14 protein-coding genes are annotated in these 17,865 nt (G+C 62.7%); 7 read left to right on the forward strand and 7 right to left on the reverse strand.

Annotated elements, in window-relative coordinates; all coding sequences use genetic code 11:
- From hxlA to BLW08_RS08835, 3 genes are all read right to left on the reverse strand, one after another.
- The coding region (hxlA, locus tag BLW08_RS08825) for a 3-hexulose-6-phosphate synthase (RefSeq protein WP_091324534.1) at positions 1-589 on the reverse strand (589 nt) is incomplete at its 3' end.
- Between the two features lie 152 nt (positions 590-741).
- Positions 742-2,121: a C1 family peptidase gene (locus tag BLW08_RS08830; protein ID WP_091324535.1), complete on the reverse strand. Its 1,380-nt coding sequence runs from the start codon at positions 2,119-2,121 to the stop codon at positions 742-744.
- A gap of 125 nt (positions 2,122-2,246) precedes the next feature.
- Positions 2,247-3,635: a DNA-binding protein gene (locus BLW08_RS08835; protein WP_217639222.1), complete on the reverse strand. Its 1,389-nt coding sequence runs from the start codon at positions 3,633-3,635 to the stop codon at positions 2,247-2,249.
- Between the two features lie 265 nt (positions 3,636-3,900).
- Between BLW08_RS08835 and BLW08_RS08840 the strand changes: the two genes are divergently transcribed.
- From BLW08_RS08840 to BLW08_RS08860, 5 genes are all read left to right on the forward strand, one after another.
- Entirely contained in the window at positions 3,901-4,464 is a 564-nt protein-coding gene (locus BLW08_RS08840) for a GNAT family N-acetyltransferase (RefSeq protein WP_091324538.1), read from the forward strand.
- 215 nt (positions 4,465-4,679) lie between these two features.
- On the forward strand, positions 4,680-4,967 hold the full coding sequence (locus tag BLW08_RS08845; protein WP_011776355.1) for an HU family DNA-binding protein: 288 nt from the start codon (positions 4,680-4,682) through the stop codon (positions 4,965-4,967).
- Between the two features lie 123 nt (positions 4,968-5,090).
- A complete protein-coding gene (locus BLW08_RS08850) occupies positions 5,091-7,313 on the forward strand; it encodes a bifunctional copper resistance protein CopD/cytochrome c oxidase assembly protein (protein ID WP_091324540.1) in 2,223 nt (740 codons plus the stop codon).
- Positions 7,313-9,286, forward strand: coding sequence for an NHL domain-containing thioredoxin family protein (locus BLW08_RS08855; RefSeq protein ID WP_091324542.1), 1,974 nt, complete (start codon positions 7,313-7,315; stop codon positions 9,284-9,286). The genes BLW08_RS08850 and BLW08_RS08855 overlap by 1 nt, the downstream gene beginning before the upstream one ends.
- A gap of 216 nt (positions 9,287-9,502) precedes the next feature.
- The gene (locus BLW08_RS08860; RefSeq protein WP_254779794.1) at positions 9,503-10,426 is read left to right on the forward strand and encodes an endonuclease domain-containing protein; all 924 of its coding nucleotides are present in this window, start codon (positions 9,503-9,505) and stop codon (positions 10,424-10,426) included.
- On the opposite strand, the gene BLW08_RS08865 is transcribed toward BLW08_RS08860, so the two are convergent.
- From BLW08_RS08865 to BLW08_RS08880, 4 genes are all read right to left on the reverse strand, one after another.
- Positions 10,404-11,432 carry a hypothetical protein gene (locus tag BLW08_RS08865; protein ID WP_090823462.1) on the reverse strand — a complete coding sequence of 343 codons (1,029 nt, stop codon included), beginning with the start codon at positions 11,430-11,432 and terminating at the stop codon, positions 10,404-10,406. The two genes, BLW08_RS08860 and BLW08_RS08865, sit on opposite strands and share 23 nt — an antisense overlap.
- Positions 11,433-11,547: 115 nt before the next feature.
- A complete protein-coding gene (locus BLW08_RS08870) occupies positions 11,548-13,266 on the reverse strand; it encodes a helicase HerA-like domain-containing protein (protein ID WP_175538631.1) in 1,719 nt (572 codons plus the stop codon).
- Positions 13,267-13,275: 9 nt separating this feature from the next.
- Complete coding sequence (locus tag BLW08_RS08875) at positions 13,276-13,794, reverse strand: GNAT family N-acetyltransferase (protein ID WP_091324547.1); 519 nt, start codon at positions 13,792-13,794, stop codon at positions 13,276-13,278.
- Position 13,795: 1 nt separating this feature from the next.
- Positions 13,796-15,733 (reverse strand): FAD/NAD(P)-binding protein, encoded by a 1,938-nt coding sequence (locus BLW08_RS08880; protein ID WP_091324550.1) that lies wholly within the window; start codon positions 15,731-15,733, stop codon positions 13,796-13,798.
- A 288-nt stretch (positions 15,734-16,021) separates the two neighbouring features.
- On the opposite strand from BLW08_RS08880, the gene BLW08_RS08885 reads away from it, so the two are divergent.
- Together BLW08_RS08885 and BLW08_RS08890 are read left to right on the forward strand one after the other, a co-directional pair.
- Positions 16,022-16,987, forward strand: coding sequence for an amino acid ABC transporter permease (locus tag BLW08_RS08885; RefSeq protein ID WP_175538632.1), 966 nt, complete (start codon positions 16,022-16,024; stop codon positions 16,985-16,987).
- On the forward strand, positions 16,984-17,865 hold the full coding sequence (locus tag BLW08_RS08890; protein ID WP_091324551.1) for an amino acid ABC transporter ATP-binding protein: 882 nt from the start codon (positions 16,984-16,986) through the stop codon (positions 17,863-17,865). The genes BLW08_RS08885 and BLW08_RS08890 overlap by 4 nt, the downstream gene beginning before the upstream one ends.

A 17,865-nucleotide genomic window follows, 5' to 3' on the forward strand; every position in this document is an offset into this window, starting at 1 on the left:
GTGCGGGGTCTGCTGCGCCATAGATAGCGCCGCCGGCCACTGCCACTTCGGCACCGGCCTGCTGTACATCCCCGATGGTGGCCACCTTCACTCCTCCGGCCACGGAGAACGGCACACGGGCCTCCGCCCCGGCACGAAGCAATCCGCTCAGATCAAAACCGGGTTTGGCTTGTTCGTCCAAACCAGCGTGCATCTCAACGAACTTCGCACCCAACGCCCGGGCTTCCTTGGCACGGGTGACCTTATCCGCCACACCAATCAAGTCCACCACGATGCCCTTGTTATGGGCCTTGGCGGCCTTCACGGCCCCCGCGATCGTGGAATCATCGGCCGTGCCGAGCACAGTCACCAGATCAGCGCCGGCCTTGAAAGCGATATCGGCTTCCAGCTCCCCGGCATCCATGGTCTTCATGTCCGCGAAGACAATCTTGTCCGGGTGGGCTTCCTTGATCGCCGTGACAGCGGACAATCCCTCGGCCTTGATCAGCGGCGTGCCCAGTTCAATGATGTCAACATACTCGGCAACCTGACCGGCCAGCGTCAGGGCCGCCTCGGTGGTCAAAACATCCATAGCAACTTGAAGCTTCATAACGGTTCCATTCATTCGATAGTGAACTACAGCTATATGCCTAATGGTCCGGTCAATGGAGGGTGGGGAATACGCTGATTAAGGATGGTAAAACCTACCTTTTAGGGTTGGTCGCCGGGCTTGCCGCTGACCATGCCCAGGGGGTCGTTGGACTATGCCAATGCCCCCATCGGGTCCCAGGCCGGCAGCACCGTTGGTTGCTTTCCGAGCGCCACTTGCAGTTCCGCGGGCAATCGCGATTTGTCGACCACCACCTCGAAGACGTATTCGTCGAACCAGTTGTCGGCCATGGTGAAGAAGCCGTTCTCTCCGGCCTCTTCGCCCCAACTGTTCTCAACCCTCCAGCGGCGCGTTCCGCCGTCGTGAATGTCAACTCCCGTAAGGAGCATCGCGTGGGTCATCGCCGACTCGCCATAGCGAACCCGGGCTTCCTTGCCCATGGCCAGCTCAGCACCATATAGGCCCGCGTAGTCGAACAACCGGGCATCCCAGATTCCGTCCTTGCGGACCATGTGCGGTCCCACGTCGCACCCGAACCAGACCGGCTCGCCGTCCAGGATAGTGTCCCGGGCCAACTGCTTGGCCACCCCGATGTCAACGTTGAGGTACAAAACGGGGTGGGCTTCGATCACGTTCCCCAGGTGCTCAACAGTCAGGGTGCTTCCCTTGGCGTGCTCCGCCCTGGGGTCATCCACCAAGCAAACGTAATTATCAAGGTCACTGGTGGTGTACTTGGACAGGAATTCATGTGGCGTCAGTGTGCCCACCCGATGGAAAGTCCTTTCATCATCCGTGTAGTCCCAATCGATGGCTGAGGGCGGTGTGCCCAGGTGCAGCGTCAGGATTCGGTGGACATCAGCAAGGATTCGGCTCTTCGCCCGGGCCAGGCCGGCAGCGTCATCCTGCTGAATTGATCCGCGCAACTCCCAGGCACCCCGGCGCAGTACGGAACGAAGGATCGAGTTCATGCGCCCTGTGTTGGACGAGGACTCCGTTTCCGGCATGGCCGACTTGGGCACCGCTCCATACTTCTGGAAGATGTTCACGGCCATATTCCACTGACCCCCGTCTCCGAGGACCGTGTGAAGCAGGTGTTGGACCAACCGATCGCCTTCGTCGCGGTCTGCCGTCTGCATGATGGACTCGAGGAAGTAGTTGGCGCGTTCCAGCTTGTCGAAATACATGGGGAAATTCTGCGAGAACTCGAAGTTCTTGACCCCCAGCTTCACGCGGGCTTCGGACCGCAGCAGGTTGAGTGCCGCGAAGAGCCAACAGCGGCCAGTCTTTTTCTGATGAGTAACCCGCCAGTCATCCAGACGGTTCGACATGCTGTTGGATAATGCTGTGGCCACCTGATGGTCAATCGCGAGCTCATCAACGCTGACACGGACAATGGCATTCTGTTTGTGCTTCAGGTCAGGATCCGCGGCGAACGAGTCTCGCAGGGCCGATACCTGGTCTGCGGTCAGCGCTTTGGATTTGCGCATGTATTCGTCGGACGACGCACCGGCATCCACATATCCCACGGTCATCTTTTGATCCTTTTCCCTTGGCACAGCTTGCGGGCAACCGTATGTCGCGGCCCGGTCGGTTCACCAGGGAGCGCCGTTGAAGTGCAGAACGTTGCCGTTCGGCAGCTCATATGGTCCGCGGCACCTCAGATATTCAGCGCGCGTCGGACGGCGCGGTTGTTTCGACGGGATACCGGAACCACGGTTTTCGCCGCATCGTCCATAATCAAGACAAGCTCGCCCTTCTCTTTCCGCTCAACTTCCCGAATGCGGCTGAGATTGACCAGATACTGTCGATGCACACGCAGGAACGTGCCTGTGTCTGAAAGATCATGCTCGAGCTTGTCCAGGCCGGACAAGGCTGCCCGAAGGCGTCCTTCATCCGTGAGTAGCCAGACTTCATTCCCTTCCATTTCGGCCATGGTGACCTCTGACGTTGCCAGCATCATCATGCGGTTCTCCTCGCGGAGGGCGACAACTCGGCGGGAGTGTCCCAACAGGACGCCACCTGTCTCTGCTTGTGGAAAGTGTTCACCTGCGAAGGCGCCGAACGAGATCAGGTGCCCGATCAAGTTCTTCTGCAGGAAGACCGGGCGGATTCCTATCGATGATGGTTCATCGACGAGCGGTGTGAAGATCTGCGTGGAACCGGTCCAACCCGGGTCCACATTTGCCCGCTTTGTGGCATAGCGGGCCGCATGGATGAAAGGAGGCAGCTGTGGGGTCCACCTCACCACGGGATCGATCGCTGGGGTGTTGCCGGGAACGCCCAGGATCACGCTCGCTATGTCGTCGGCAATGACCACCGCTCCCGCCGTGTCGACGGCAACCATCGGCTCATTCGATCGTCCCCGGGCATGGGAATATGCAGCCAGCAGTTCGTTTCCCCCGTCATGGGCACGCCGGCGCAAACTTTTCTGTGTATGGGTGGCGGAACTCTCCAGCCACTTCCTTGCAGAAAGAGGGAGATCTCCGCCCCAGCAGGAAATGTTCAGGACAGCGAGAGGCTCGCCATTTACCACCTCGCGCACGGCGATCGCTCCGCAAGACCAGCTGTGGAATGCCTGCAACCAATGCTCGGACTGCTTGATCATCACGGCACGCCGGGTTTCGAGAGCTGTTCCCATACTGTTTGTTCCCACCGCGCTCTCGGACCAGCTGTACCAGGGGGCGAGTCCTCCCTCGGTGGCAACCGAACGCGTGTTTTTGTCCCCCCAAGCGGCAACAATTCTGCCGTTGGCATCCGCGATGGTCACCACCCCACCTGCGCTGGCCACCTCATGTGCCATGGCCGCTGCGCAGAAACCGAGTTCCGCGAACACCACGTCCTGGTCCAGCGACGACATAGTGGGGGAAACCGCGTTCGGTGCTTCCGAAAGGAAGGGGTCGATGCGGTAGACGTCCCGGGATCGTTGCCAGGAAATCGCCACCTCGGGACGAACCCCGTCAAGGTCGTCTTCACCGTGGACGAATCGCTCCCATGCAACATATACAGGTGTGCGGGGCGTGGTCTGGAGCTGTTGTTCAATGCGCACTGCGAACCGCCTTAGCGTTACTCGTCGCATCGGGGCCTGCCGCGGCAGGAACTGCAGATGCGACGAAACGGGCTTGACGATCCCAGGTGTTGCCCACGATCGACAAACAGCAGGTTCGGGTGGGCGTTGATCGCCAAGCATCCAACGGAGCGCATTCTCGCGGGAGTCGTTACGGACTCTATTGCGAGGCAACACGTTTGGCAAGGGAATCAGGGACTCGACCTTTGGCTCATGGAGGCGGCCGACCGACAGATAGAGTCTGTGGATGAACCTCACGCATAGCCTGGATGTCATCCCGGCGATTGGAGATACCGGTCAGCTGCAGTTGCACCCTTTGGAGCTTTCAGATGCCACTGAGCTGGCTGCTGCGTACCTCCGCAACCGTGACCACCTTGCGCCTTGGGAACCTGTGCGTGATGACGCCTTTTTCACCACGGAAGGGCAGGCGGACGTCATCCGGGGCAAACTGGACCTCTATGCAGCGGGCAGCGAAGTGCCCTGGGTGATCACCGGCACGAACGGAATCATTGGGATGATCACGCTCACCGGGATCGTCCGTGGCCCGTTCCTGAACGCCAACCTGGGTTACTGGATTGATGAGGCATGCACCGGCAAGGGCGCAGCGACAGGTGCCGCGTCCGCCGTCGTGATGATGGCTGCAGAGGCACTGGGCCTCCATCGCATCCAGGCTGCGACTCTGGTCCACAACGCAGCCTCGCAGGCTGTCCTGAAGCGGTGCGGGTTTGAGCGCATCGGTATGGCACCGTCCTACCTTCAGATCGCAGGGGAGTGGCAGGATCACATCCTGTTCCAGCGCATTCTGTTCTAACCCCGCCCGGCAACAGGCCGCGGTCACCACCAGAGGGTACGCCAAGGGCGTAAAGCGCCCCAAAAAACCTTGAAAATCCGGTGATTTTGGTCAAAAAGGCGCGGAAACACGCGGAATTTGCTGGCCATGAGAGCCCAAGCTGGTAAGTTTTCGAACAGTGGCTTGCTCGCATTCCGCTTGAAAGCTCAAAAACGTATGAGTCCAGGAGGACGTAAATGGCTAAGAACCGTAGTGAACTCGTTGCAGAGGTAGCAGGCAAGGCTGGCACCAGCCAGGCAGCAGTCAACTCCGTGCTCGATGCACTGTTCGAAGTTTTCGAGACTTCTGTCGCCGCCGGCGAAAAGATCACCATCCCGGGCTGGCTCGCAGTTGAGCGCACCGACCGTGCAGCTCGCACCGGCCGCAACCCGCAGACCGGCGAAACCATCCAGATCGCAGCCGGCCACAGCGTCAAGCTGACCGCTGGCTCCAAGCTGAAGGCTGCTGTCGCCAAGAAGAAGTAATTACTCTTCGGCGAACGCCTTGAAGGGACGGCAACCTGTTGGTTGCCGTCCCTTCTGCTTTGGGTAATGCACATAGCACCCTCCCGATTCGCAGCCCGGCGACCGGTAGCGGACAATGGATAAGTGCCATCAGCAAGAAGTTCCGCAACCGCCCCTTCGTCTGCTCCCAAGCCGGGAGCGCGGGGAGGCACTACAGCCGCGGGGATTTCCCTGCCATGGCAACTGGCAGGACTAGCTGCGCTGTTCCTGGTTCTGGCAGGGGCACTCATCTTCTCAGGAGCCTCCGCCGCCCGCCAGGTCTCGGACCCGGGCGCGTTGGTCCGGTGGGGCCTCCCCTTCGCGAAGGCCATCCACAATGTTTCCGTAGCCACAGTGGTTGGCGGCCTGATCTTTGCCGTGGGCATCCTGCCCAAAAACCTCGGCGGCTCCCGCTCCCGTGAGAAGGACCTCGACGCACCGGAGCATCCCGCTTTCGCCCGAGCACTGGCAGTTGCCGCTGCAGCGGGGGCGGCATGGACATTGTCCGCGGTCGCTGTATTGGTCCTCACCTACGCCGACGTAGCGGGCCAAGCACTTTCCGGAGACGCGGAGTTCACCCGCTCGCTGGTGTATTTCATGACGGACATCGAAACGGGCAAGGCCTGGCTCGCGGTCACCATCATCGCCGCCGTGGTCACCACCGCACTCTTCGGTGTCCGTTCCCTGACCGGCCTGGCGTTCACTCTCTTGCTGGCCTTGATCGGGCTCATTCCCACCGCCCTGATCGGTCACTCTTCAAGCTCCAGTGACCACGAAGGCGCCATCAACTCCCTGGGTCTCCACCTGGTGGGCGTGTCCACGTGGGTTGGCGGCATCATCATGCTTGCGGTCCTCTCGGGAATTCTCACGGGTTCCCGGAGCAACGGAACTCCGGACATCACCGGCCAAACCCTCCAGCGCTTCTCCTCGCTGGCAGGCTTCGCTTTCGTCCTGGTGTTCGCCTCGGGCGTCATCAACGCGGCCATCCGCGTCACCAACCCCGCAGACTTGTTCGGCTCGTCATACGGCCAACTCATCGTCGCCAAGGCACTCGCCACGCTGGTGCTGGGTGGAATCGGCTTCATGCACCGCCAGTGGGTCATTCCGCAGCTCGGCAAGAACGGTTCCATGTCTGCCCGCCGCGTGTTGTGGCAGCTGATTTTGGTGGAGCTGCTGGTGATGGGCGCGACGTCGGGACTCGCCGTAGCGCTGGGACGCTCGGCACCGCCGCAGCCCACCACCTATGCACCTGATGCGTCGCCGTCGTTCATTCTCTCCGGCTACGAGCTCCCTCCTGAACTCACTCCGGAACGCTGGCTGACCGAGTGGCGTTTTGACTGGCTCTGGGTGGGGGTCGCGCTGTTCGGTGCGGTCACCTACATCATGGGCATCGTCAAGGTCCGCAAGCGTGGCGACAAATGGTCCTGGTTCCGGTCAGTGAACTGGATGATCGGCCTGGTGGTGCTCACCTACATCACCTCGGGACCGCCGGCTGTCTACGGCCGTGTTTTGTTCTCTGCGCACATGGTGGACCACATGGCACTCACCATGGTGGCTCCGATCTTCCTGGTCCTCGGCGCACCGGTAACCCTTGCCCTGCGTGCCCTCCCGGCCAGGGGCGAAGGCGCCCACGGCTCACGGGGACTGCGCGAATGGTTGCTGCTGTTTGTGCACTCAAAGTTCTCGCAGATCGTGACGCACCCGTTGTTCGCTGCGGCAAACTTCGCAGGGTCCATCGTCCTGTTCTACTACTCGGACCTCTTCGGCCTGGCGATGCGTGAGCACGTGGGCCATGAGCTCATGAACGTGCACTTCCTGTTGACCGGTTACATCTTCGTGCTGAGCATGATCGGAAGCGACCCCCTGCCACGCCGCGCTCCGTACCCAATGCGCCTGCTCCTCCTGCTGGCCACCATGGGCTTCCATGCCTTCTTCGGCGTGGCCATCATGGGTGGCACCGGGCTGCTGGCTGCAGATTACTTCGGCAACCTGGGCCGGGCATGGGGTCCGTCGGCCATTGGAGACCAGCAACTTGGCGGCGCCGTGGCGTGGGGCATCGGCGAAGTGCCTACATTGCTGGTGGCAATCGGAGTGGCAGTGATGTGGTCCCGCTCGGACGAACGGGAGACCCGCAGGGTGGATCGTGCAGCGGACAGGAATAACGACGCCGATCTCAGTGCTTACAACGATATGTTTGCCCGGCTCGCTGACCGCGATGCCAAGCTGGCAAGCCGCACTGCCCAACCATCCAGGACGGCCCCGGCCGAACGCCCCACCACAGGCCCTGCCGGGCAGACTGAACCAAACACCAAGCTGGAAGGACGCTGATGAGCGAAACCGTACGCACCCAACTCCGGGTCCGGGCCTCCGAACTGGAGGGCCGCGGCTGGCTCAACACGGGCGGCAAGTCACTGGACCTGGAATCCCTCCGGGGAAAGATCGTGCTGCTGGACTTCTGGACCTTCTGCTGCATCAACTGCCTGCACGTCCTGGATGAACTGCGCCCGCTCGAGGAAAAGTACTCGGACGTCCTGGTGACCGTTGGGGTGCACTCGCCCAAGTTTGAACATGAAGCGGATCCCGTCGCACTGGCATCTGCCGTTGAACGCTACGAAATCCACCACCCCGTTCTGGATGATCCCGAACTGGCAACGTGGAAGGCCTACACAGCCCGCGCATGGCCAACCCTGGTGGTCATTGACCCCGAGGGCTACATCGTGGCGCACCTTTCGGGCGAGGGCCACGCAGATGGCCTGGCCGTTCTGCTCGAGGAACTCGTGGCCGAGCACGAAGCCAAGGGAACCCTCCACCGCGGCAACGGCCCGTACGTGGCTCCGGTACCGACGTCGGGCACTTTGCGTTTCCCCGGAAAGGCCACTCAGCTGGCCAACGGCAACTACCTCGTAGTGGACTCGGGACACCACCGGCTGGTGGAACTCCGGCCCGATCTGGAGACCGTGGAGCGAGTCATTGGCTCGGGCACCAAGGGGTACCTGGACGGACAGGCGGAAATCGCGCAGTTCAACGAGCCGCAGGGCGTCGCTCTGCTCCCCTCCGAGCTTGCTTGGAAGCTGGGCTACGACGCCGTGGTGGCAGACACCGTCAACCACCGCTTGCGCGGTGTGACGCTGAGCTCCGGCTACGTGCAAACGGTAGCGGGCAACGGTGTACAGCGCCTGCTCGACGCCGGTCCCGCCCGGGTGACGGACACCGGCGCCGGCACGTGGTCTGAACATCACGACGGCGGCCAGGCCGACTTCGCTGCCGACGCCATCGATGTTGGGGCGCTGGGTCTGGGCACAGGGGTCTCCCTGTCCTCGCCGTGGGACGTGGTGTGGAGCGAGAAGCTGCAGCGCGTTGTTATCGCCATGGCAGGAACCCACCAGATCTTCGCCTTTGATCCCTTGAGCAACCAGGTTTCCATCCTGGCTGGTTCCGGACTTGAGGGCCTGTTGGATGGCAAGGCCGAGGAATCCTGGTTCGCGCAGTCGTCCGGCCTGGCCATCGACGCCGACCACAACATCTGGGTTGCTGACTCGGAGACTTCATCCCTGCGCCGCCTGGTGGTCAGCGATTCCGGGGTGACCGTGGAAACCGCTGTAGGCAAGGGCCTGTTCGACTTCGGCTTCCGCGACGGCGATGCCACTGAAGCGCGTCTCCAGCACCCCTTGGGCGTCACAGTGCTTCCCGACGGCTCGGTGGCAATCGCCGATACGTACAACGGTGCCGTTCGCAGGTATGACCCCGCCACCAAGTCCGTGTCCACGTTGGCGAGGGGCCTCGCTGAGCCAAGTGACGTGGTGGTGGTCCAGGTGGAAGGCAGCGAGCCCCTGCTGGTAGTGGTGGAGTCGAACAAGCACCAGCTGGTTCTGGTTCCCATCCCCAAGGAAGCCCAGCAGGTGGACGAAGGTGCCTCCCAGACACACCGTCCCAAGAGCCCGGTGACCCCGGGAAACCTGCAGCTCGCAGTCCGGTTCAAAGCCCCCACCGGCCAAAAACTGGACGACCGTTGGGGCGACCCCACACAGCTGAAGATCTCCTCCACACCGCCGGAACTGCTGGTCTCGGGAGGCGGAACCTCGGTGGGCTTGCTGCGCACCCTTGAGCTGTCCGCAGATGTTCCCGAGGGCATCCTTCACATCACGGCCCGCGCGGCCGCCTGCGATGGTCCCGAAACCGAGGACGGCGAAATTCCGGATCACGCAGCCTGCCACCTGTACCAGCAGGACTGGGGCATTCCCGTAGTCCTGCAGGCCGACGGCGAATCGGAGCTGGTACTGGACCTCCGCGGCATGGACTAAGCCTTAGCGACTGGAAAGGCCCGGGTTTGCCCTCCTCAGGGGTGGCCCGGGCCTTTTCATGCCGCGGCAGCAGTTCCACGTTGGCCGTTCCTGAGCCGCGGATTATCCACATAGCCCACGTGGGCAGTGCTGGCTCTTTGCCTGGAACGGCAGGCTGAGGGGATGGAAGCCGAGGAAGCCTTGCGACGTCTAGGGGGCGCGGCTAGACGGCCGGCCATGACCAGGCTCGGCGTCACCGACGCAGCGTTGAGACGTGCCAGCCGTGGAGGAGTGCTCCAGCCCGCGCGGGGAGTGTATGCCTTAGCCTCGGCTGATGCCGCCCACGTCGGGTTGGTTACTAACCGTCAGCTGCTCACGTGCATTAGTGCTGCCGGTTTCTACAACCTCTGGGTACTGGCGAGCAGCGATTCCGTGCATGTGTACCAGGCCCGTGGCGATGCCGGAGTCGCAGCAATTCAGCACCGAGGGTTGCTGTTGCCTGCCCACCCATACCGCCCGGTCGCGTCCCTGGCCGATGTGCTGATACATGCTTTGCGCTGCCGGCCGTGGACGGAGGCCTTGGTGATGGTGGAATGCGCCGTGGGCAGGGGTGACATGACAGTGGACTTCCTGCTGAGGCGTCTGGAGGGCAAAAGGAACGGCAAAGCCCGGGCTGTCCTCGGGTGGGTGGACCGCGGAGCGGAATCGCTGTTGGAGACGTTGGCCAGAACGCACTTCCGGCTGGCGGGGATCAGCGTGCAAACACAGTTCTATCTGGAGGGTGTGGGCTACGTGGATCTAATTCTGGAGGGCTGGTTGCTAGTGGAGCTTGATGGTCGTCACCACTCTGACTGGGCTCAGGTTAAAAGGGACCATCGCCGAGGGAATGTCTCAGCTGTGAAGGGCTACACAGTGCTCCGCTACTACTACGCCGACGTAGTCCACAACCCTGAGGAGATGGTTCAGGAGGTCTTGGCGGTGCTGGCCCGGGGAAACCGCTCAAGACACCGTCACGCTGAGCAAGGTTTTGCCGGCTCTAGAGAGGTCCATCCCCAGGAATCCAAGGAACTCGGGTGGGAATCGGGCCAGAAAGTTGCGGGGCGTGACACGGTTGGGCCACGGGGCGGGGAAGAAAAAGTCAGAAGGTCAGCAGGGGAGTGACGGTGACCGTGTCTTCGCCAACGTCCAGCTGAGTAGTGAAGCTGAAGTCATGCTCCACGCTGAGGTCGTTGCCCAGGCCGCTGAAGAGGTTGATCTCGCGGGCGGTCAGGCGGGCCTTGCCGTTCAGGGGTGCCACTACCCATTTGCCGCTGAAGGGCTCGATGGTGATTTTGGGGTACTCCGTGATTTCCCATTTGATGGTTCCGTCCACAACCCGGGCGTTGCTGACATGGTAGAACGGGCAATCCGGCTGGAGTCGCTGCTGCTCGGTGGCTTGGGCGGCACACGTGTCCAGGAATTCCCGGACCTTTCCAGCGACGGCCTCGTTCATGGATTTCGTGGAGCGCGTCTGCAGGTTGAGGGGCGCCTGGCCGGCGTCGCGCGTGGTCACCAAGGCAGACGTCGCGGGGGCCTCGAAGTAGGTGCCGTTGAGGCTCGCTTCATACTTGCCGGGGAAGAACACGGCGAAGGTGTTACGGCCGTTGGGCATGTTCACGGGCACACCGTTGAGCGTGGCCTCGCTGGCGTTGACCACAGTGACCTCGATGGTGGGCAGCGTGGTGGGCACGAACGCCCATTTCGCGAAGAACAGCCATTGGGTCCCGGTGCGCTCCATCAGGAACTCGGTGTGGAGCTTACTGCCGTCCAGCGTGTAGTCCACCGGCACGGCCATCCGGTTGCTGCCGCGTGCTTCGGGGTTTCCCACCTTGACGTCGGACATTTTGGAGGCGGCGGTTTGGAGGGCTGTTCCATCGAGCATGGCCGCGTTGGAACTGGGTACTTTGGCGCGGAGGAGCCCCAACGCTTCCTCGCCTTCACCCTTCTGCAGGGCTTCCAAATACTCCTTGACGGGCTGCTGGGGACTGGCCACCGAGGAGCTCACCAAGTTGATGCAGACGATCGCCCCGGCGGCAGCAAGCATCAGACCGAGCAGCCATCCGGCTGCGGTCTTGACGAACGCTTGACTCAACTGCACGCCCTTTACGTTACCTGCCGCGGCAGCAATCACTGTGCAGGAAGACCCCGGACTGACTTATATCCACCGTTTGGAGAAGGCCCGACGGCGGGTGGCAGCACGCGGTGCCACCACCCGGCGTCGTGGTTTCTGCAGAGAAACAGGACTAACGGCGGCGCCGTGATGATGTGCCGAAGACTCCGCGCATGAGGTCGCGCCCAAGCTGCGTTCCCATGGATCGGACCATGCTCTTGAGTCCGCCGCCCAGCGCTCCACCGAGGGCACCGGCGATGTCACCGAACATGCCGTCCTGCTGCGGGGCCGGGGCAGGAGCCGGGGCCGGAGGAGCCGGGTAAGACTCCGGGATCGATGCGGGCCGCGAGCTGGGCCTTCCGAGGATTTCTTCCTCGATCCGGCGGGCTTCGGCATCGATGTCTGCCTGGGAAGAGCCTGACGAGGAGCCGGAGGAAGATCCCGGCGAAGAGGCGGGCGCCGGCGGCATCCCCGGCGCGGCTTCGCCCGTGGGGGCAGCGGCCTGGCCATTCAGTTTCTCGTAGGCGGAGACGTTGTCCACTGCCGTGCCGTATTTGGCCAGCAGGGAGGACGCGGCCACGGTGCTCCGGATCAGGTCATCGGTGCTGGGGCCCATGACGGATTCGGGCGCCCGGAGCCGGGTGAGGGCCACGGGAGTGGGAGCACCTTTCTCATTCATGACCGTGATGACGGCTTCACCGATCCCGGCAGTGGTGAGCGTCTCTTCGAGGTCGTAATCGCTCACCGGGAAGGTGGACACCGTTGCCTTAAGTGCTTTGGCGTCCTCGGGGGTGAAGGCGCGCAGGGCATGCTGCACACGGTTGGCCAGCTGGCCGAGGACGTCGGCGGGAACGTCCTTGGGAGTCTGGGTGACAAAGAAAATACCCACGCCCTTGGAACGGATGAGCCGGACCGTTGTGGTGATGGCTCCGAGGAAGGCCTTGGAAGCGCCGTTGAAGAGCAGGTGTGCCTCGTCCAGGAAGAAGACCAGCTTGGGCTTGTCCAGGTCGCCGGCTTCCGGGAGGTCCTCGAACAGGTCCGCCAACAGCCACATCAGGAACGTGGAGAACAACAGGGGCTTGGTCTGCAGCGTGGGGAGTTCAAGGCAGCTGATCACACCGCGGCCATCCGGGGCTGTACGGAGGAGCTCGGCGGTATCGAACTCGGGTTCCCCGAAGAACTTCTCCATCCCTTGGGCCTCAAGGGTCACCAGTTCACGGAGGATCACGCCGGCCGTGGCCTTGGACAACCCGCCGAGGTTGGCGAGTTCGGCCTTGCCTTCGTCCGAGGTGAGGAACTGGATGACAGCCCTCAAATCCTTAAGATCAATAAGCTCAAGGTTGTTCTGGTCCGCGAAATGGAAGATCAGCTGGAGGCTGGATTCCTGGGTGTCGTTGAGGTCCATGATGCGGGACAGCAGGATGGGCCCAAACGAGGTAATGGTGGCGCGGACCGGGATGCCGTTGCCATCCCCACCGAGCGAGAGGAACTCAACCGGAAAATTCTTCGCAGACCAGTCCTGCCCCAGCGCCGACGTGCGCGCCGTGAGTTTCTCACTGCCGGTGGCCGGGGTGGCCAGCCCTGACAGATCACCCTTGATGTCCGCGAGGAAAACCGGAACACCCGCCGTCGAAAGCTGCTCGGCAATCATGTGCAGCGTGACCGTCTTGCCGGTACCCGTGGCTCCGGCCACCAGCCCGTGCCGGTTCATCATGGCGAGCGGAAGCCGGACCTGCGCTTCCTTGTGGATCCCGCCGTCTACGATCGCGGCGCCGAGTTCAATGGTGGCACCTTCCAGGGTGTACCCCTGCTGGATGGTAGCGAGCTTTTCGGCAGTGGTTTTGTTAGCCATGCGCATAGCTTAGCTGTGCACGGCAAGATCCTTGCTGAACGCCAAATGCTTGATTTCCTCGGGGTCCGCGGCGAGGTCGAACAGCGCTTTGTACCCTGTGGCCAAATACAGGTTCTTGGCCTCCGGCTGGCGCGGACCGGTGGTCAGGTAGAGCTTCCGGTAGCCGCGGCGGCGCGCTTCGTTTTCAAGTTCCGTCAGGACCAGGCGTGCCAGTCCACGACGCCGATGGGCTGAGTGTGTCCAGATCCGCTTGAGCTCTGCTGTGTGCTCGGCGTAACGGCGGAAGGCCCCGCCGGCCACGGATTCGCCGTTTTCCTGAATGATGATCAACGCTCCATGCGGGGCAGCGAATTCTTCGGCGGGGTAGCGGTTCAGTTCCTCCGCGGCCCCTTCGCTGCTGAACAGGTCCCCGTAGCGGGTGTTGTATTCGACCGCGAGCTCGTCCAGGAGCGGACGAACGCGGGGATCGCGCATGGGCAGGCTGAGGACGGTAAGGCCCGACGTCGGCAGGGTTGGCGTTGTTGTCATGTCAGGCCTTTCGCAGGGCGCCGGTAAGTTCGCGGGTAGTGGTCAGGGTTTCCAGGATCCGGCGCGCCAGGGCGTCGTTCTCCCGGAACGGTGCTGCATTGGTGTTGGGCCGGGCAAAGGCCCCCGCACCCCAACCGGACGTCCACGGGCCCACCGCAAACAATCCGTTCTGTGGAGTACCAACAGGGGACAATACCTGGTGATTCCCGGAGACCAGGAGTTTCCCGGTGGAGTGCGCGCCTTCGGAGGTGAGCAGCCTCTGTTCGGTGCCCCATCCGGCGTCGTGCAGGTCAGCCAGGGCGGGGTTTGCGGAGCGTTCAACCGAAGCTGAAGGCAGCCGGGCCTCGATGTAGGCGGACGCGTCAACCACCACGGGCGACTGGAACGAACCGGCCACGAACCGGCCTACGGAATCATCGGCACGCACCCACATGCCAGGACCCAGGAACTTCAGGAGACCTGCCCGGTGCAGCGCGAGCATCTCGCGGAGGCGGTGAGACGGCGGACCGGAGTCCACAAAGCTGAAGAAACCGTGCCACCAGCCGTGGATGGTCTGCTGGGAGCGGGCGTTGAGCCGTTCCTGGGGAACCAGCCGGCCCAAGTCCATATAAACGAATAACAGCGCAGTGAAGAGGGCCAGGGTCTGGGAGTGGTCCGGGCTGGTGCGGAGGGTGAGGTCGTTCTGGATGTAGGCGGCCACTGAGCGCTGGACGGTGTGGTGGTCCGCAAAGGCGCAGCCGCTCAACGGGTGGTCCAGTTTCTCCAGGTCCAGGCGCAGTGCGGGATTGGGCACGGCGAAGTTGACCAGGTCTTCCCGGGCGGAGCTGTACCAATCAACGGCGTCGAAGTGGGCCTCGAAGCTGGTCCACGTTCCCAGGACGCGTTCCGGGTAACCCGTGAACAGCTCACGGTAGTACGCGTAGCCTGCGTCCTTGGCGATGAGCGGCCAGAGCTGGGTACGGAAATCGAGTTCCTGGTGCTCGGCCAGCAACGCCTCCACAGCCTCGGCGGTAAAGTACCGCGGGCGGGCAACCGGCTCGCCGCGCAAAGTGGAGGAGATCTTGGAGTGGTACGGCACACCGCGTCGTGACCCTGCCCAGACCGTGGGTTCGGCGCCGGAGGGGACATAGTCCAGTTCGCCGTCGGGCCGTTCCTCGAAGCGGCCACCGCGACCCTCGAACAGCAACACCAACAGGTCCACGAATGCCAGGCCCATGCCGGCGACGATCACGTCCTGGCCGGCTTTCACGCCCGAGTAGTCCACGTCCGTGGTGTACGACGGCGGCGCATGGAACCCACCGTGTTTGGCGGCGAAGTCACTGAGACGTACGGATTCCGGGTCCGGCTGCGAGTCGGTGTGGCCCAGGGCGTACACCACGACGTCGGCAACCACCTCGGCGCCGGAGGCCAACCGAACGCGGTGCGTACCGGCGTCGTGCCCGCAAGCGGCAGCGGCTGTGACGCCGATGGCCGTGTCACGGTGCACCGTCACCGTGACCTGGGGGCCGAGCGCGGCAACAGCCCGGCCGAAAAACCACTCGAGGTACTTGCTTTGGAGTTGCCGGGTGGGAAAGGACGCCGGAGTCAGGGAGCGCAGTTGTGCGAGCAGGTGCGGTTCCAGCGCAGGAACGTCCCTGATGGTGCCATCCAGCACGCCCGCTGCCCATGTTGAAAGACCCGGGCCGTCCACCGTGGGGCCATCGCAGGCCACGGAGTCGTCGGTGAACATGGTGACGTCAGCGGCCGTTGAGTTGAGCAGCAGGCCGGGGTCCTGGTCATAGCGCCAGATCCTCCCGGACCCTGGCTGGTGCGGCTCGATGACGTGGATGTGCAGCGGACCGTCAAACAGGTCAGCGCGGTTCGCGGCCAGCCGTTCGAGGACGCCGGCCGTGCGCGGGCCGCCGCCGATGAAGGCGAGGGCGGGTACTCGTGACGGCATGGGATCTCCTGAAAAACAGTGGTTGGTGCAGTCCAATCTAGGGACGTCCGGGCGGGCGGGTCGAGGAGCGGGTAACCGCCGTTCACCACGCGTCACGGAACGTCAAGACCCGCAAAACCACGACTCATTTGACGCTTGATGAACGCAATTGTGACGCCGTGCGTAGCCCTGAGAAGTCCTGCTAAGCCGGGTGAAGAAGTGCAAATTGCTGCCTTGCTGGCGGGTTTGGCACGCCCATAGATTGGCAGCCATCCGATAGACAACAACCGAACTGAAATGAGGTGGCGCATGAGTGCAATCGCACCGCCTGCCACGGCGGACACTGCACCGCCCACCCCGGACTACTCCGAGTACAAGCTGGTCCCGGCCCGCCACCCGTGGCGATGGGTGGGGACCGTACTGGTTGCTGCCGGCGTCGCTGCCATCGCATGGTCCCTGGTGACCAACCCGCGCTGGGAGTGGGGTGTGGTGGCCGAATGGTTCACAGCACAGTCGGTGGTCAACGGGCTCATCGAGACCCTTAAACTCACTGCCATTTCCGGTGTGCTGGGATTCGTGCTCGGTTTCATCCTCGCGCTCATGCGGCTGTCCGCTTCACCGCTGCTGGTCTCGGTGTCCTGGACGTTCTCCTGGATCTTCCGCTCCACTCCGCTGCTGGTCCAGCTCCTGCTTTGGTACAACCTGGGCTACCTGTACGAGAAGATCAGCCTGGGAATCCCCTTTACGGACGTCCGCTTCTTCGAAGCACAGACCACCACGCTCATCAGCCAGTTCGCCGCAGCAGTCCTGGGCCTCACCCTGAACCAGGCGGCCTACTCTGCGGAGATCATCCGTGGTGGCATTCTCTCCGTGGACCAAGGCCAGCTTGAAGCGGCCTCCGCCTTGGGCATCCCGGCGTGGAAGCGCTCCACCAGGATTGTGCTGCCGCAAGCCATGCGCGCCATCCTGCCCAACGCCTTCAACGAGATCATTGGCCTGGTCAAGGGAACGTCGATTGTTTACGTCCTGGCCTACTCCGAGCTCTTCTATACGGTCCAGGTCATCTACAACCGGACCCAGCAGGTACTGCCGCTGCTGCTCGTTGCCACGCTCTGGTACGTGGTGATCACCTCCGTGCTGAGCGTCTTCCAGTACTACATAGAACGCCACTTCTCCAAGGGTGCCCTGCGCACGCTGCCGCTCACGCCCTTGCAGAAGGCCCGCAAGTTCTTCGCCACCCATGTTGCTGCCTCTCCCACGAAGGACGCCCGATGAGCATCATCGCTGCACGCAAAGAATCCACGACGACGGCACAGGCTGACGCTGAAAACCAGACCGCCGCCTCGGTTACCTCGACTCCAGTGGCCCCTGCCACCCGTGGACAGGTGGACATCAGCAACGTCCGGAAGTCCTTCGGCGTCACGGAGGTCCTCAAGGGTGTGTCCTTGTCCGTCCAGCCAGGCGGAGTGGCTGTGATCGTGGGCCCTTCCGGCTCTGGTAAGTCCACCCTGCTGCGCACCATTAACCACCTGGAAAAGGTGGACGGTGGTTATATCACCATCGATGGCGAACTGGTGGGCTACGAGGTCCGCGGAAACAAGCTCCACGAACTGCGCGAGAAAGACATCCTCAAGCAGCGTACCCACATCGGCATGGTGTTCCAGAGCTTCAACCTCTTCCCGCACCTCACCGCCCTGGAGAATGTCATCGAGGCGCCGATCGTGGCGCAGAAGCGATCCAAAGCCGAAGCCCGGAAGCGTGGACTGGAGCTCCTGGACCGTGTGGGCCTGAAGGACCGTGCCGACGCCTACCCACGCCAGCTCTCCGGCGGTCAGCAGCAGCGCGTTGCGATTGCCCGTGCACTGGCGCTTGATCCCAAAATTCTGCTCTTCGACGAGCCCACGTCCGCACTTGACCCGGAACTCGTCAACGAGGTACTGGACGTCATCCGGGAACTCGCAAAGTCCGGCACAACGCTGATCATTGTGACCCACGAGATGGGCTTTGCCCGGGACGTCGCGGACACCGTGGTCTTTATGGACCAAGGCCAGATTGTCGAGGCCGGCACACCGCAGGACATCTTCGCCAACCCACGCGAGGAACGCACCCGCAGCTTCTTCTCCAAAGTCATCGAACCAGCTTTCAACATCTAG

The organism is Arthrobacter sp. cf158 (genome assembly GCF_900106835.1).
In the GTDB taxonomy this organism is placed as follows: Bacteria; Actinomycetota; Actinomycetes; order Actinomycetales; family Micrococcaceae; genus Arthrobacter.

Bases quoted from the DNA above. Each gene is read 5' to 3' on its own strand.
- BLW08_RS08830 (WP_091324535.1), bottom strand. From the start codon at position 2,121: ATGACCGTGGGATATGTGGATGCCGGTGCGTCGTCCGACGAATACATG.
- BLW08_RS08840 (WP_091324538.1), top strand. From the start codon at position 3,901: ATGAACCTCACGCATAGCCTGGATGTCATCCCGGCGATTGGAGATACC.
- BLW08_RS08845 (WP_011776355.1), top strand. From the start codon at position 4,680: ATGGCTAAGAACCGTAGTGAACTCGTTGCAGAGGTAGCAGGCAAGGCT.
- BLW08_RS08855 (WP_091324542.1), top strand. From the start codon at position 7,313: ATGAGCGAAACCGTACGCACCCAACTCCGGGTCCGGGCCTCCGAACTG.
- BLW08_RS08860 (WP_254779794.1), top strand. From the start codon at position 9,503: ATGACCAGGCTCGGCGTCACCGACGCAGCGTTGAGACGTGCCAGCCGT.
- BLW08_RS08870 (WP_175538631.1), bottom strand. From the start codon at position 13,266: ATGGCTAACAAAACCACTGCCGAAAAGCTCGCTACCATCCAGCAGGGG.
- BLW08_RS08875 (WP_091324547.1), bottom strand. From the start codon at position 13,794: ATGACAACAACGCCAACCCTGCCGACGTCGGGCCTTACCGTCCTCAGC.
- BLW08_RS08880 (WP_091324550.1), bottom strand. From the start codon at position 15,733: ATGCCGTCACGAGTACCCGCCCTCGCCTTCATCGGCGGCGGCCCGCGC.
- BLW08_RS08885 (WP_175538632.1), top strand. From the start codon at position 16,022: ATGAGTGCAATCGCACCGCCTGCCACGGCGGACACTGCACCGCCCACC.
- BLW08_RS08890 (WP_091324551.1), top strand. From the start codon at position 16,984: ATGAGCATCATCGCTGCACGCAAAGAATCCACGACGACGGCACAGGCT.